Origin of the sequence: Mycobacterium sp. 1081908.1 (assembly GCF_001673535.1) — a bacterium.
In the GTDB taxonomy this organism is placed as follows: domain Bacteria; phylum Actinomycetota; class Actinomycetes; order Mycobacteriales; family Mycobacteriaceae; genus Mycobacterium.
Genome location: NZ_LZLY01000068.1, coordinates 117,938 through 131,335 on the forward strand (window position 1 = coordinate 117,938; position 13,398 = coordinate 131,335).

The window sequence follows — 13,398 nt, forward strand, 5'->3', positions numbered from 1 at the left end:
CGACGGCGACCGCCGTGATTACACGTTGGGCGCGATACGACTCAGGTTTTTTGAAGCGGCGGTGAGTAATTCGGCTTGCCGAGACCGAGCGTGTACTGGCCGATCATGTTGCGGAACACCTCGAGCGTGCCGCCATAGATGCCCACCAGGGGCGCGAACCGGAAGGCGTACTCGGCGCTCCCGTCGTCGGCGGCGCCGTCGGTGCCGTATGGCAGCGTCGACGCGGTGCCGAGGATGTCCATCAGATCCGGAGAGATGTCCCGCATGGTTTGCGCGATGGCGACCCGGCCGAAGATGCTCGGGGACGACAGCGCGACTTCCAGCCGGGCGGCGCTGCGGCCCAGGCGATAGGCGACGGACTTGTCGTCGATCAGGCGGCGCCCGTCGGGGCCGGACCTCGTCACGCACGCGGCGGCATTGTCGACGGCCTCGGCCAGGGATCCGGCCTGGTGCATCATGATCGAGGTGTCTTGGAGCCCGTCTGGCGCCGCCGCGACCGCACCGTGCTCGACGTTCAGCGGCTCGCGCAGCACGGTCCAGCCGGCGTTCACGTCACCCAGCCGGTACTTGTCGTCGACCCGGACGTCGCTGTAGTAGACGATGTTGGTCCGGTCGCCGTCCACCGTGCGGATGCCCTGGATCTCGATGCCCGGCGAATCCAGCGGAACCAGAAACATGGTCAGGCTCTTGTGTTTCGGGGCCTCCGGGGCGGTGTTGGTGATCAGAAACACGTACTGGCAGTTGTGCGCTCCGGTGGTGAACATCTTGGAGCCGTTGATGATCCACGCGTCGCCGTCGCGAACGGCGCGGGTCTTGCAGGTGGCGACGTCCGAGCCGCCCTCGGGCTCGGTGTAGCCCAGGCAGAGCCGGACCTCGCCGCTGAAGACCTTCGGCAGGACCTCGTCGCGCACCTCCGGTGTCCCGAACTTCGCCACCGAGCGCGCCACCATGGCGGTGGTCCCCCACGTCACCCAGGGCACATGGGCCCGCCGCTTCTCCTGCTCCCAGATGCGGCGCCGGACCCGGCTGAAGCCGCCCTCGGACTCCGACTTCCACTCGGCCGCCAAATAGCCTGCGGCGCCGAACTTCAGGTGCAGGCCCTCGTCGAAGTTGTCGCCCGTTTCGCGGTCGCGACGCCGGACCTCCTCGGTCATGTGGGTGCTCAGGAAGTTCCGCGACTCCTCGAGGAAGGCCTGGTCTTCCTCGGACAGCTCGACTCGGGAGAAGTCCATCGTCTTTTCGCTCCTGTCCTAAGCCGGCTGGGGTGTGCTCTCGCGGGCCGCGACGATCTCGGCGACGCGCAGGGCGGTGGCGCCGGGGTCGCCGCCGGCCAGCGGCCATCCGCGAGCGCGCACCAGATACGCCGTGGCGGCGGCCTCGGAGGAAACCCCAAGGCCGCCTTGGATGTGCACCGCCATCGTCGCCGCCTTGGCGGCCTCCTCGGCCATGAAGACGAAGGCCGACGGCCCCAGTTCGGGTCGCTCGTCGGGTTCGTTGTCCAGGAACCAGGCGGCGCGGCGGGCGAGGTTGCGGCCGCCCTGAACGGTGATCGCCATGTTGGCGAGCGGGTGCGAGATGGCCTGCAGGGTCGAGATCGGCACGCCCAGCGTGTAGCGGGTCTTGGCGAACTCCGCGGCGATGGTCATCGTCTCCTCGACCAGGCCCACCAGGGCCGCCGCGGTCAGCAGCCGCCATTCGTCCAGGGCCCGTTGGTAACTCGCCACCGCGTCGGGCCCTTCGCCGATGACCGTGCGGGTGTCCGCGGCGGCCGGGTCCACCCAGGCCATCGGCAACCGGCCGAGGTTGTCGACCTTGGCCGGCCGGGTGCCGAAGGTCAGCCGCACGACCTGATCGCCGTCGCGGACGACGATGTGGTCGGCGATCGAGCCCGTCGGGATCAGCCGGACGCCCGCCGGCCCGTCGAGGCGGGCGTCGAGCCCCACGAGCCGTTCACCATCGGCCACCCCCGCGGTGTCGGCGCTCAGCCCGCCCAGGCGGGCGAGCAACCGCGCGGCGCACACGTGGTCGATCCACGGAACCGGCGCCAGGGACCGGCCGATCTCCTCGGCCACCAGCGTGAGGTCGACCAGCGTCGCTCCGTCGCCACCGGCGGACTCCGGCAGCGCCATGGTGGTGGCGCCCATCGCGCACAGCCGCTCCCACAGGTTCTTGTCGAACCCGGATGGTTCTGCGGCGCGCACGGTTTCGATCGAGCAGTGGGTCTTGAAGAACTGCTTGTACGCGTTCTGCAGATCCACGTGGTCCTCGGTCAGGCTGTAGTCGAGTCTGCGCAGTTCGAAGCGGTCCATGGTCAACGTTCCTTCCCGAAGAAAAACTCCTGCGCGTTGTTGTAGAGGTAGTTGTCCAGCACCTCGGGGGGCAGGTCCAGCGCACGGGCTTCGGGTATCACCCGGCGCATGCGCAGCACCGGCCAGTCCGACGCGTAGATCACCTTGTCCGGGCCCCGCGTCCGCATGTAGTGCAGCAGGCTTTCCGGCAGCCGCTTGGGCGACCACGCCGACGTCATCAGGCGCAGGTTGGCGTACTTGAGCAGCAACCGGATCGCGACGTCCCACCACGGGTCGGCGCCGTGGATCATGCACAGCCTCAGCTCGGGAAACCGCACGCATACTCGATCCAGGTGCATGGGATGTTGCACCTCTCCGGGAATCGGCGGGCCCGGGATGCCGGTGTTGACGCACAGCGGGAGGTCCAGCTCCGCGCATTTCGCGTAGAGCGGATAGTAGACGGCATCGCTGGGCGGGTACTGCCCGTCGCCCCAAAAACTCGGTCCCACAACCGCATACGCCACCGGCAGATCGCCCACGATGGCGGTCAATTCGCGCAACGACCGCACCGGGCGCAGCAGGTTCACGCCTCCCATCGCCAGGGCGAACCGGTCCGGCCTGGCCTCGATGAACTTGCGCGCGGTGGTGGACGGGCTGGCGAGATTGTCCATCAGGATCGCCCGCTGCACGCCCTGCCCGTCCATCTCGTCGAGCAGCTCGGACAGATCGACCGGCGCGAACATCGATTCCGGGCCCTTGAAATAGTCGTCCCGAACCTTGAGCATCCAGGTCGGCTGGGAGTCGGCCTCACCGAAGTGCACGTTGATCAGGCAGTCAATCGCTTTGGTGTTCATGACACCTTCTCTTCGGCTTGTTCTCGGGCCCATCGGTAGTTGGGCTTGCCGTTGCCCAGACGCTGGATCTGCTCCACGAAGATGAACGCCTTGGGCGCCTTGAAATGCGCCAGCTGCGAGGTGCAGAAGGTATAGAGGGCACGCCCATCGGCGCTCAGGTCGGCGCCCGGGTGTTGCGCGACGAGCGCGACGACTTCCTGGCCCCACCGCTCGCTGGGCCGTCCGACGACCAGGGCGTCGGCGATGCCCGGGTGTGCCCGCAGCACTTCCTCGACCTCTTCGACGAAGACCTTCTCGCCGCCGGTGTTGATCACCAGCGAGTCACGGCCGAAAAGGCGTATGGTGCCGTCCTTTTCAATGGATGCGCGGTCACCCGGTATCACCACCCGCTGGCCTTCGATTTGGGGAAAGGTGCGCCGGGTGGCCTCGGCGTCGTTGAAGTACCCCAGCGGAATCCGGCCCGTCCTGGCGGCCCACCCGACCTCGTGGTCCCCGGGCCGCAGGAACCGGGTCCGGTCGGCGGAGACGACGGTGGCGCCTTCCCGCGGCGCGAAGGTTTCGCTCGCGGTGCCGGCGTGGCTGTGCCCGAAGGCCATGTTGCCGCTCTCCGAGGACCCGTAGCCTTCGATGATGGTGATGTGGGGCAGGCATTCCATCAGTGCCCGTTTGTGTTTCGCATTGGTGGCGGCCCCGCCGGTGCCGATGGCGTTCAGAAAGGACAAGTCGTAGCGATGGGCGCGCAGCTCGGCGATCAGCGGGCCGGCGTACGCGTCGCCGACCATCGTCATCATGCCCACCTTTTCGCGCTCGGCGGTTTCCCACACCGACCGGACGTCGAGCTTGTTGCGGTCGTCATAGAGCACGACCGTCAGGCCCGCGCAAAGCGCGGCGAACGCCGTCCACATGCCGGCCGCGTGCATCAGCGGCGAAACGGCGAACCACGGCGGGCCGCCGCCGCGCACCTTGTCGTGGATCTCGGTGACGCTCGCGTGGTCGGCGCCCACCATCGACGAGACGTACATGTCGCTCTGCCGCCACAGCACTCCCTTGGGGCGTCCGGTCGTTCCGCCGGTACACATCATGATCAGGTCGTCGGGCGAGCCCGCCGGGCGAAGGTCCGTACCGTCGGCCGCCAGGGCGTCGTCCAGCGACACGGCGCCGGGCAATTCCGGGGCGCCGCTTCCGTCGTCGATGGAAACCAGCAGCTCCGTGCCGTCCGGGGGCAGGACGTCGGCGAACCGAGCGCCCAGGGAGCGGTGGTAGATGATTCCCCGGGGGCGGACATAGGCGAGCAGGTCGGCGATTTCGCGCGGCGAGTAGTGGTGGTTGACGTTGACCGGCACGGTGCGCGCCTTGAGGCACCCGATCACCATGTCGGGGTATAGGTCGTTGTACATGATGAGCGCGACCCGGTCCTGACCGCATTCCCAGGGCTCGAGCGTCTCGCGCTCGGCGTGGGCCCCGAATCCCTTGCCGCTGAGGTAATTCGCCAGATCGTCGGTCCGTCGGGCCGATTCGGCAAACGTGCTTCGGCGGTCTCCGCAGACGGTCATCAGACGATCGGGGATGACGTCGGCGATGGCGTCCAGAACCGCGCCTACGGTCCATTCGCTCACTAGCGTACCCAGCCTCGAATAATCAAGCGGCCGATCCGACTTGGACACCGAGCAGGTCTAGCGCGTTGTCGCGCATGATCTTCCGGACATCGGAGTCGCTGAATCCGGAGAGCTCTTCGGCGAACGACACCGGCGACTCGAGGCCTTCGCCGTGCGGCCAGTCGGAACCGAACAGGATCTTGTCGACGCCGATGACCTTGGCCAGCTCGGTCAGGTCGTCCTCGTAGTACGGCGCGATCCAGACGTTGTTGCGCAACTGCTCCACCGGATCCTCGGGGAAATGCCGCGGATAATTGTTGGCCACCTTCTTCAGGCGTTTGACCAGCCGGTGGACGAAGTACGAACCGTTCTCGATGCTGACCGCCCGGAGTGTGGGGTGCCGGGTGAATACGCCGTGCACGATCATCGACGCCATCGTGTCGTGGATGGCGCGGTCGTCAAGAAGCACCTGGTCCAGCGGATCCTTTTCCCCGAAGCCCTCGAAGGTCGCCTTGCCTCCCCACTGCGCGGCGATGTGCAGATATCCGCTGTCGCTGAGGTGGAAGCCCACCGGTATGCCCGCCTCGGCCAGCCGTGCCCACACCGGGTCGTGACTGGGATCGCCCAGCGACCTCGGCTTGACCACACCGGGCACCGGCGCCGGCCGCACCAGCACCAGCTTGGCGCCGCGCGCCAGCACAAACTCGACCTCTTCAACGGCCCTGGCCGGATCGGCCAGTGAAATGATCGGCGCGGCAATGATTCGGTGGTCGGGCCGGTCGAAGCCCCAGTCCTCGTCGAGCCACAGGTTGAATGCGTGTACCGAAGCCATCGTCGCGTCGATGTCGTGCTTGAGCGCCTCCTCGACACCACAGCCAAACGTCGGCAGCATGAACACCGTTTCGATGTCCTGGGTGTCCATCACCGTGATCCGCGCGTCGCGGTTCTGGTACTCGGGGTGGTCGGCCAGCCGCTCGACTTTCATCAGCGAGGCCGGATCGACACCTTCGGGAATCTCGCCGCGGAACAACAGGTCGAGGCACCCCGGCACGATGATCGGGTCGAAGGTGACGTTGGGGATGAAGTGGTTGACGCGGTCCCCGATCACGGCCCAGGTGCGCTTGCCGTCGCTGACCATCTGCACCCCGCGGCGCTTGAACTTCTTGTCCAGGTGGCGGGTGAAAGCGTCCAGCGGTTCGTAATAGTGGTTGTCGACGTCGATCGCCTGGTAATCCAAGTCGGCCATGATCTTCCTTTCCGGTGCCACCGGCAGTGTTTAAGCGTCGGTTGGAGTGAGCTTCCCAAGCAAGGGAGGAAATTGCGGCGGCCGCTTCTCGAGGAAGCTGGTGATGCCCTCAATGACGTCCGGGCGCGGCATCGCCTCGTGCAGCAGGACCTCGGCACGCGACGTGGCGTCGACGACGTCGCGAGTGGCGTCGCCGTATACCTGCCGTTTGATCACCGCCATCGAAGCCGGCGAGCAGTTTCGCGCGATGTCTTCCGCGTAGGCCAAGGCACGGCTCAGCAGATCTTCGGGCGCGACGACTTCCTTGACGAGGCCCAGCTCGGCCGCCTCCTCCGCGAGGAAGGTGCGCCCGCTCAACAACAGGTCGAGGGCGACTCCCCACGTGGTGAGGCGCGGAAGTATCCAGGAGATGCCGAATTCGGCGATCAGTCCGCGGCGAGCGAACACGGCGGCGAATTTGGCGCCCGCGGCCGCGAACCGGACGTCGCACATGAGCGCTTGCGTCAGGCCGATGCCGACACAGGCCCCGTTGATCGCCGCGACGACGGGCTTGCGCAGGGTGGTCACGAAATGGGGTGGCCGCTCGCCGACCAACGCCGCGAGGTCGGTCTGACCCGCCTTCTCCATCTTCTCGCCGTAGCTGGGCGCCGAACTCGGCGCGCCCAGATACGCGCCGGCGCAGAACCCCTTGCCGCGGCCGGTCACCACGATCACCCGGACGTCCGTATCCTGTTCGGCTCGGTCGATCCCGGCGTAAAAGCCGGCGGCGATGTCGGGGCCCCACGCGTTCAGGCGATCTGGGCGGTTGAAGGTCAGGATCGCGACGCCGCTCGCCGTGGCCTCGTACAGCACCGCTTCGTCGGAAGCACCGTCGCTGCCGGACATCTGCCGCGGCACCTCCTCACGCTTGCCTACCGGATCCCCACCGACTTTGTACGCATACTGTATACCTATCGGTAGCGCATTCCACAACTGGCTCCGCGGCCGGCCGCAACCCGGCCCAGCAGCGATTTTCCGGCCGCTGAACTGTCATCCGGCCGATGGCCGAAGGTGCTTGGCGATCTTGGCTTTCCGGTCACCCGGCCGCCGCCTAACGGGACGCACGTCGCCCGGTTACGAGCTTGACGATCGCCAGCAAAATCACCGCGCCGAGCAGACAGGTGAGGAACGAGAAGATCAGGCCTCCGCCGGCGACGTCCACGCCGAAGCCACACAGGAGAAACCCACCGATCAAGCCGCCCAGGATGCCGACCACGATATTGAGAACCAGCCCCATCTGGGCGTCGGTACTCATGAGCTTGCTGCCGACCCAACCGGCCAGGCCCCCGATGACTATCCAGCCGATCACACCCAGAGTGAGCATTCCCGCCAAAACCTTTCGATAGGCGAACAGCCATCACCCTAAGGCCGTCGGAGGCGTTTGAAATGGCGATCCGGCGGGTTTTCGATGACTGGTGAAGACCTCGTCGGGAGCGCTCGCTCACCGCCTGCGCCAGGCCCGCGCGGTGGCGCTGCGGGCGCAGCTGGCGCTGACGGGCGCTCAAATCCTGTTCTGGGTGGCCCTGATCGGTGCTCCCGTCGGCCTCGCCCTGCGGGCGCGACGACGCCGCGCGCGACGCGAACTTCCCAGGTCGGGTGGCGCGCCGCCGCTGGTCAACTAAGGCTGTGGCGTGCGCCACGTTGCGAGCAGGTTTGCGTCGAAGGGGCAACCGGGAAGGCTTCAGTGAAGCCATCCATCAACGGGAGGGAGATGCAAATGGTTGACATCAAGAGCGGTCCGGTGGAGTTCGTTCGGGGCATCGTCGAGGATGCCTTGGGTAAGACCAAGCAGGTCATCGGCGTCATCATCGGCCGCGACGACCTGATCGACGAAGGAAAGGCCCAGCAGGACAAGGCCGAAGCCCAGCGCAACGCGGGCAAGAAGGAAGCCGCGGCCGAGAAGGCCCGGGGCAAGGCCAAGGCCGCCGAATCGCGTGAGCGCGCCGAGCAGCAGTAAGCAGGGCGCCGTTGGAGCGGGCCCGGTTACCGACCGGGCCCGCTTCGCGTTGTAATCGGTTGTGCCGTAACGGCTACGCGGCGATGAGCCCGAGCCGCCGGTAGGCGTTCTCGATCTGAGTTTTCGCCTCGGCCGGTAGCTCGGCCTGTGGGGGCCGGGAGTGCGGATAGTCCCCTATCGGCAGCCCTAGCAGCGAGGCGGCGTACTTGAACGCGCCACCCCAGTGGGTGAAGTAATCCGAACGGCCCGGGTAACGCGTCCACCACGATCCGATGTCGAGGTCGAACTGGTCCATCCCGGACTCTCGCCCGTAGTCCATCGCCTCGAGCAGCTTGTCGCTGAGCACGAGGTCCCAGTATTCGGAAAACAGTCGCCGCTGCGGGGTTTCGAAGAGGTAGCCGGCCGTACCCAACTGCGCCGGACAGACGATGCCCGCGCGCAACCACCCGGCCCGGTACACGGTCCGGTCGCATTCCCACACCGCCAGCCCGGGCGCCAACTCGTGCAGCCGCCGGCTCGCCTCCGGCCGGAACGCGCCCTCCTTGGTGGCGCACACGGCGGGCACCTCGTCGTAGATCCGCGCGCTTTCGGCCGGGGTCAGCACATAGCCGGACGACGGGGAGTTGAACATGCCCAACGCGATGTCGGTGCGCGCGGCAACGTACTTGAAGAATCTCAGCACGCCCTCACCGCCGTGGGCCTCCATCATCGGCGTCTGGATGTAGGCGATGTCGGCGCCCGCGTCTTGGGCGTGCCGGGTCAGTTCCAAACAGTCCTTCGCCGACGTGGCCGCGGTGCAGGCCTGCACGACGACGTGGGGATTCAAGCCGCGCGCCTCCTCGATCGCCACCTCTAACAACCGCTTGCGCTCGTCGATGGTCAGTGACCAGAACTCGGCGATCCCGCTGGTGCACCACAACATCGGGTGGCCGAGGTCGCCCACGCAGTAGCGGACCAGCGTCCGGTAGGCGTCCCAGTCGATGTCGTCACCGTCGGTGCCGCAGAACGGCGTGTAGAGGGAGTCGCCGATTCCCCGCAACGCCCCTCGCGCCCAAACACGCGCCTCGCCAGCCGTCGCCACTGTCCACTCCTTCTGTTGGCCAAACGATTTCGAGTCAGGTGAAGTCCGAGCCACCGTCGACGTTGATGTTCGCCCCGGTCATGTACGAGTTGCGCCGCGAGGCCAGGAAGGCGGCGACCGGCCCGATCTCTTCCGGCAGGCCGGCGCGGGGCATCTGCGCCGGGTGCCCGAAATGCTTGGCAATGGCCTCCATCAGGGCATAGGGGTCGTTGCCGTCGACGCCGACGGACTTCGCCCAGCCGACCAGCGATTCGGAGGCGATGCTGCCCGGCGATACCACGTTGACCAGGATCTCGTCCTTGGCCAACAGCAGCGAGAGGTTCTTCGAGACGCTGGTCAGCATCGACTTGGCCGCGGTGTAGGCGGGCAGCATCACACTTTGCCGCTGGGTCGAGTGTGCCGAGAAGTTGACGATGCGCGCCCATTGCGCCTTGCGCAGCAGCGGAAGCGCCGAACGCACGCAGCGCACCATGCCCATGACCCCGTCTTCGACGGCCTGGTGCCACTGCTCGTCGTTCAGATCCTCGAAACCGCCTGCCGCGCCGGGCCCGACGGTGTTGATCAGCACGTTGAGTTCGCCGTCCCATCGCTCGGCCAGTTCGGCGAACACCTTGTCGACCGCACCGGCGTCGCCGATGTCGGCGACGAGCCCGAGCGCATCGGGGCTCCCGCGGCCGGTCAAATCCGTCACGGCGGAATCGAGCGCGTCACGGCTGCGGCCGACCACCGCCACGCGGGCGCCGTCGTCGGCGAGGCAGCGGGCCGTGGCCAGGCCCATGCCGCGACTTCCTCCGACGACCACCGCGGTGGCATTCGCCAGCCCTAGATCCATGTGTCCAGCCGTTTTACCAAAAACCCTACGATAGGTATTACAGTAGCAGATGGAAAACCCGACGACACGCCCGCGTATACGCAGGTCAGGGAGGAACTGCCGGTAGATTCCACTCTACCGGTGGCACGGCTAGATCGTGATGGAGGTGCCCGTAGTGGCAAAGCAGGCAACCGCTGATAAGCGTCAACGGCGCGAGCGCGGGTCCATCAATCCCGACGACATCATCAGCGGCGCATTCGAACTCGCGGAGCAAGTGTCGATCGACAACCTGAGCATGCCACTGCTCGGCAAACATCTCGGGGTGGGCGTCACCAGCATCTACTGGTACTTCCGCAAGAAGGACGATCTGCTCAACGCGATGACCGATCGCGCCCTCGGCAAGTACGTCTTCGCCACCCCCTATGTCGAGGCGAGCGACTGGCGCGAGACGTTGCGCAACCACGCGCGCCTGATGCGTAAGACGTTCATGGGCAACCCAATTCTGTGCGACCTGATCCTGATTCGCGCGGCGCTCAGCCCGAAGGCGGCGCGCATGGGCGCCCAGGAGATGGAGCGCGCGATCGCCAACCTGGTGGAGGCCGGCCTATCACCCGAGGATGCCTTCGACACCTACTCCGCGGTTTCGGTTCACGTCCGCGGGTCGGTGGTACTGCAGCGGCTCTACGAAAAAAACCAGTCATCCGATATCGGACCGCGCGCCATCGAGGACGCCGTGGCCATCGATCCGGGAACTACTCCGTTGCTTGCCCAGGTGACCGAGATTGGCCACCGGATCGGCGCTCCCGATGAGACGAATTTCGAGTACGGCCTCACCTGCATCCTCGACCACGCGGCCAGCCTGATCGAGAAAGGCGCCAAAGGCGGCAAGTCCGCGCCGTCCCGGCAACGCAAGACGACCAAGTCGCCCACTCAGCGGGGGCGGACCAAGGCGGCCGCGGCGCGCTAGGCAGGACGGCTTCCCTCACGCCGGGCGTGGTGCAGGCCGTCACGCTTCCGGCTCCGGCACGTGGAAATGCTCGTCCCGTAGCCGGAAGGCTTCCTTCGCGCCGTGCTGCGCGCGCGTTTTGACGAAGTTGAACTCGCCCGGCGCGAATTGCAGGTTGGTGCCGTATGCGTGAAACAGGTAGCTCGCGACTTCCTCGCCCTGGTACGCCTGGCTCTGCTCGACGAGGCGGAACGCCTCCTTGGCGATGACGACTCCGTCGGCGGGCATCTTCGCCGCCTTCTCCGCCCAATAGCGAGCCCGGGCCGCAACCGCGCCGGGATCGCATGTGTCGGTGAAGATTCCGAGGTGCTCGATCTCCGCCGCCTCGATGATGTCACCGGTCAACAGCAACCGGCGGGCCAGCACCGGCCCCAGCCGGTGGAAGAACATGTGCAGGCTGCCGAGGGCCGGGCCGAGGAAGCGGGTCGCCGGCATGCCGATTTTGGTGTCACGCGCAATGACGGAGATGTCGGTCATCAACGCCATCTCGAAGCCGCCGCCGAGTGCGTACCCGGCTATCTCTCCCACCGTCACCTTCGGAAAGCCCATGAAGTTGTGATAGAAGCCAAAAGACTTGCGGTCCACGGTGAGTCGCCGGCGCTGACTGGGACGGCGCTTGGCTTGGTCGTCAGTCTCGGAGCCGTACCAGCCGTACGCGTTGTTCATGTCGGCCCCGGTGGAAAAGACTCCCTCGGCTCCGCGCAACAGCACCACCGTGAGGTCGTCGTCGTCGGCCACCCGGTCCAGGCAGCGGGCGATAGCCTCGCGCATCGTGGCGTCATAGGAGTTGCGTTGCTTGGGGTTGTTCAGCGTGATCGTCGCGATGCGCCGCTCGGGGTCGACGTCGAAGAGCACACGATCGTCCGAGGCGCTGGAGGCGCTCATCTGTCGGACCCCTTTCGCCGCCTGCCGAATTTGAATCCGGTCAGGTTCTCCGGCGGCGACGCCAAGGTGCTGACCTCGCCTTTGCACAGCACTTCGTCGTCAAGCAGCAGCCGCGCCGTCGACGCGATGCCCCGTTCGACCTGCGAGCGGACGATGTCGAAACGCAGGTCCGTCAGCACGGGTGTCGGCCGGCGGAACGTGACCAGCAGCGAGCGGGTCTTGCCCGAAAGCCCGGTGGCGCAATTGTGGTGCTGGATCACGCTGTCGAAGAAGACGCCGAGGAAGCCGCCGTGCACCAGTCCCGGCGGCCCCTCGTAGACCAGCGGGAAGCACACCGCCCCGCCGGCCTTTTCGGCATCGAGCTGATCGAATCGGTACTCGGGAAAGCAGGGGTTGTACGCACCGATGTCGGTGGCGTGGTTGAGGTAAACGCGCCGCGGGTCGTCGGCGACCTCGCCGATACGCGGCGCGCTGTCCGTCGGGGCGGCGGCGGCCAGCTCGCCTTCCCAGTCGGCGAACTTCGCGAGCATGGCGTCCACGGTGGGGTGCGGGTGCTCCAGGGATAGCAGCAGCGAGCTCAGGCGCCGCATCGCGCCGGCCGCCGCGACCGTCTGCGCGAGCGGCGCCTCGCCGAATTTGGCGTCACCGGCGTGGGGCGAAGCGGTTGTGCCCTCGGCCATGCTGCCCTTTTCCACGGGTTTCGCCCCGCTATGTTCCGTCGTTAGGGTTTCCTTGCTAACTTATACCTCGTATCAATCGTATTGCCTACTGTATGGGTAACCGTATCGGCGGGGAAAGGCCGGGTAGACGGTGAGTCAAGGGGCCGACGCGGCCGAGGCCGAGGGATCGGTCACTGCGCGCCGCGATGGCGCGGTCCTGCGGGTCACCCTGAATCGCCCGGCACGGCGTAACGCCTTGACCCACTTGATGATCGGAGATTTGGTCGCGGCGCTGACCGATGCCGCCGCCGACGATACGCTGCGCGCGATCCACATCCGCGGCGCGGGAGACGACTTCTGCGCCGGCGCCGACTGGGTGGCCGCCAATGATCCCGGCGGGCAACGTCCCCGCGCGGGCGACCTGGTGCGGCGGATCCCCCACGCCGCCCACCGGGTGATCGAACTCGTCGCGACCGTTCAGCTGCCGGTGGTCTGCAGCGTGCGGGGGTGGGCGGTCGGGTTCGGCTGCAACCTCGCGCTGGCCGCCGACTTCACCGTCGCCGCCGGCGACGCGGTGTTCTGGGAACCGTTCGTGGACCGCGGCTTCAGCCCGGACTCGGGCTCCACCTGGCTGCTGCCCCGACTGGTCGGTATCGCACGGGCCCGGCGGATGCTGCTGCTGGGCGAGAAGGTGAGCGCGACCGATGCGGCCGACTGGGGACTGATCCACCAGGCGGTGAGCGGGCCCGAACTCGACGATACCGCCGACAAATTGGTAGAGCGGCTGGCCTCGGGGCCGACGGCCGCGATCGGGCTGGCCAAGCAGGCCCTGAACTTCGGTCAGCACGCGACGCTGGGCCAATCCATGACACAGGAGCTGTTCGATCTGGAACTCTCCTGTCGCACGGGTGATTTCAAAGAGGGGCTGGAGGCGTTTCGGCAACGGCGCGCGCCCAAGTTCCAGGGCAGATGAGGGA

15 protein-coding genes are annotated in these 13,398 nt (G+C 66.9%); 4 read left to right on the forward strand and 11 right to left on the reverse strand.

Going from position 1 to position 13,398, the window contains the following annotated elements; all coding sequences use genetic code 11:
- Positions 1-41: 41 nt before the first annotated feature.
- The 7 genes from A5655_RS09780 to A5655_RS09810 form a co-directional block, all read right to left on the reverse strand.
- A complete protein-coding gene (locus A5655_RS09780) occupies positions 42-1,232 on the reverse strand; it encodes an acyl-CoA dehydrogenase family protein (RefSeq protein ID WP_067008826.1) in 1,191 nt (396 codons plus the stop codon).
- An 18-nt stretch (positions 1,233-1,250) separates the two neighbouring features.
- Entirely contained in the window at positions 1,251-2,309 is a 1,059-nt protein-coding gene (locus tag A5655_RS09785) for an acyl-CoA dehydrogenase family protein (protein ID WP_067008829.1), read from the reverse strand.
- Positions 2,310-2,311: 2 nt separating this feature from the next.
- The gene (locus A5655_RS09790; RefSeq protein WP_067008832.1) at positions 2,312-3,142 is read right to left on the reverse strand and encodes an amidohydrolase family protein; all 831 of its coding nucleotides are present in this window, start codon (positions 3,140-3,142) and stop codon (positions 2,312-2,314) included.
- Positions 3,139-4,758, reverse strand: a complete 1,620-nt coding sequence (locus tag A5655_RS09795; protein ID WP_067008835.1) for an acyl-CoA synthetase — start codon at positions 4,756-4,758, stop codon at positions 3,139-3,141. Before A5655_RS09795 ends, A5655_RS09790 begins: the two co-directional genes overlap by 4 nt.
- A gap of 22 nt (positions 4,759-4,780) precedes the next feature.
- A complete protein-coding gene (locus A5655_RS09800; RefSeq protein WP_067009023.1) occupies positions 4,781-5,983 on the reverse strand; it encodes an amidohydrolase family protein in 1,203 nt (400 codons plus the stop codon).
- Between the two features lie 30 nt (positions 5,984-6,013).
- Positions 6,014-6,868, reverse strand: coding sequence for an enoyl-CoA hydratase (locus A5655_RS09805; RefSeq protein WP_067009026.1), 855 nt, complete (start codon positions 6,866-6,868; stop codon positions 6,014-6,016).
- Between the two features lie 205 nt (positions 6,869-7,073).
- On the reverse strand, positions 7,074-7,346 hold the full coding sequence (locus tag A5655_RS09810) for a GlsB/YeaQ/YmgE family stress response membrane protein (RefSeq protein WP_067008838.1): 273 nt from the start codon (positions 7,344-7,346) through the stop codon (positions 7,074-7,076).
- Positions 7,347-7,437: 91 nt separating this feature from the next.
- Between A5655_RS09810 and A5655_RS09815 the strand changes: the two genes are divergently transcribed.
- Complete coding sequence (locus tag A5655_RS09815) at positions 7,438-7,644, forward strand: hypothetical protein (protein WP_067008841.1); 207 nt, start codon at positions 7,438-7,440, stop codon at positions 7,642-7,644.
- 95 nt (positions 7,645-7,739) lie between these two features.
- A complete protein-coding gene (locus tag A5655_RS09820) occupies positions 7,740-7,979 on the forward strand; it encodes a general stress protein CsbD (protein WP_067009029.1) in 240 nt (79 codons plus the stop codon).
- Positions 7,980-8,052: 73 nt separating this feature from the next.
- Here A5655_RS09820 and A5655_RS09825 read toward each other — a convergent pair whose 3' ends face one another.
- Positions 8,053-9,060 (reverse strand): dihydrodipicolinate synthase family protein, encoded by a 1,008-nt coding sequence (locus A5655_RS09825; protein WP_067008844.1) that lies wholly within the window; start codon positions 9,058-9,060, stop codon positions 8,053-8,055.
- A gap of 34 nt (positions 9,061-9,094) precedes the next feature.
- Positions 9,095-9,892, reverse strand: a complete 798-nt coding sequence (locus tag A5655_RS09830) for an SDR family NAD(P)-dependent oxidoreductase (RefSeq protein WP_067008848.1) — start codon at positions 9,890-9,892, stop codon at positions 9,095-9,097.
- A gap of 139 nt (positions 9,893-10,031) precedes the next feature.
- Here A5655_RS09830 and A5655_RS09835 point away from each other — a divergent pair, with 139 nt between their 5' ends.
- Positions 10,032-10,838, forward strand: a complete 807-nt coding sequence (locus A5655_RS09835) for a TetR/AcrR family transcriptional regulator (protein WP_067008850.1) — start codon at positions 10,032-10,034, stop codon at positions 10,836-10,838.
- A 39-nt stretch (positions 10,839-10,877) separates the two neighbouring features.
- On the opposite strand, the gene A5655_RS09840 is transcribed toward A5655_RS09835, so the two are convergent.
- Complete coding sequence (locus A5655_RS09840) at positions 10,878-11,762, reverse strand: enoyl-CoA hydratase/isomerase family protein (protein WP_067008854.1); 885 nt, start codon at positions 11,760-11,762, stop codon at positions 10,878-10,880.
- On the reverse strand, positions 11,759-12,442 hold the full coding sequence (locus A5655_RS09845; RefSeq protein ID WP_067009032.1) for a hypothetical protein: 684 nt from the start codon (positions 12,440-12,442) through the stop codon (positions 11,759-11,761). The genes A5655_RS09840 and A5655_RS09845 overlap by 4 nt, the downstream gene beginning before the upstream one ends.
- 130 nt (positions 12,443-12,572) lie before the next feature.
- On the opposite strand from A5655_RS09845, the gene A5655_RS09850 reads away from it, so the two are divergent.
- Complete coding sequence (locus A5655_RS09850; protein ID WP_067008857.1) at positions 12,573-13,394, forward strand: enoyl-CoA hydratase/isomerase family protein; 822 nt, start codon at positions 12,573-12,575, stop codon at positions 13,392-13,394.
- Positions 13,395-13,398 lie beyond the last annotated feature (4 nt).

Coding starts and splice junctions, on each gene's coding strand:
- A5655_RS09780 (WP_067008826.1), bottom strand. CDS start 1,232: ATGGACTTCTCCCGAGTCGAGCTGTCCGAGGAAGACCAGGCCTTCCTC.
- A5655_RS09785 (WP_067008829.1), bottom strand. CDS start 2,309: ATGGACCGCTTCGAACTGCGCAGACTCGACTACAGCCTGACCGAGGAC.
- A5655_RS09790 (WP_067008832.1), bottom strand. CDS start 3,142: ATGAACACCAAAGCGATTGACTGCCTGATCAACGTGCACTTCGGTGAG.
- A5655_RS09800 (WP_067009023.1), bottom strand. CDS start 5,983: ATGGCCGACTTGGATTACCAGGCGATCGACGTCGACAACCACTATTAC.
- A5655_RS09805 (WP_067009026.1), bottom strand. CDS start 6,868: ATGTCCGGCAGCGACGGTGCTTCCGACGAAGCGGTGCTGTACGAGGCC.
- A5655_RS09810 (WP_067008838.1), bottom strand. CDS start 7,346: ATGCTCACTCTGGGTGTGATCGGCTGGATAGTCATCGGGGGCCTGGCC.
- A5655_RS09820 (WP_067009029.1), top strand. CDS start 7,740: ATGGTTGACATCAAGAGCGGTCCGGTGGAGTTCGTTCGGGGCATCGTC.
- A5655_RS09830 (WP_067008848.1), bottom strand. CDS start 9,892: ATGGATCTAGGGCTGGCGAATGCCACCGCGGTGGTCGTCGGAGGAAGT.
- A5655_RS09835 (WP_067008850.1), top strand. CDS start 10,032: ATGGAGGTGCCCGTAGTGGCAAAGCAGGCAACCGCTGATAAGCGTCAA.
- A5655_RS09840 (WP_067008854.1), bottom strand. CDS start 11,762: ATGAGCGCCTCCAGCGCCTCGGACGATCGTGTGCTCTTCGACGTCGAC.
- A5655_RS09845 (WP_067009032.1), bottom strand. CDS start 12,442: ATGGCCGAGGGCACAACCGCTTCGCCCCACGCCGGTGACGCCAAATTC.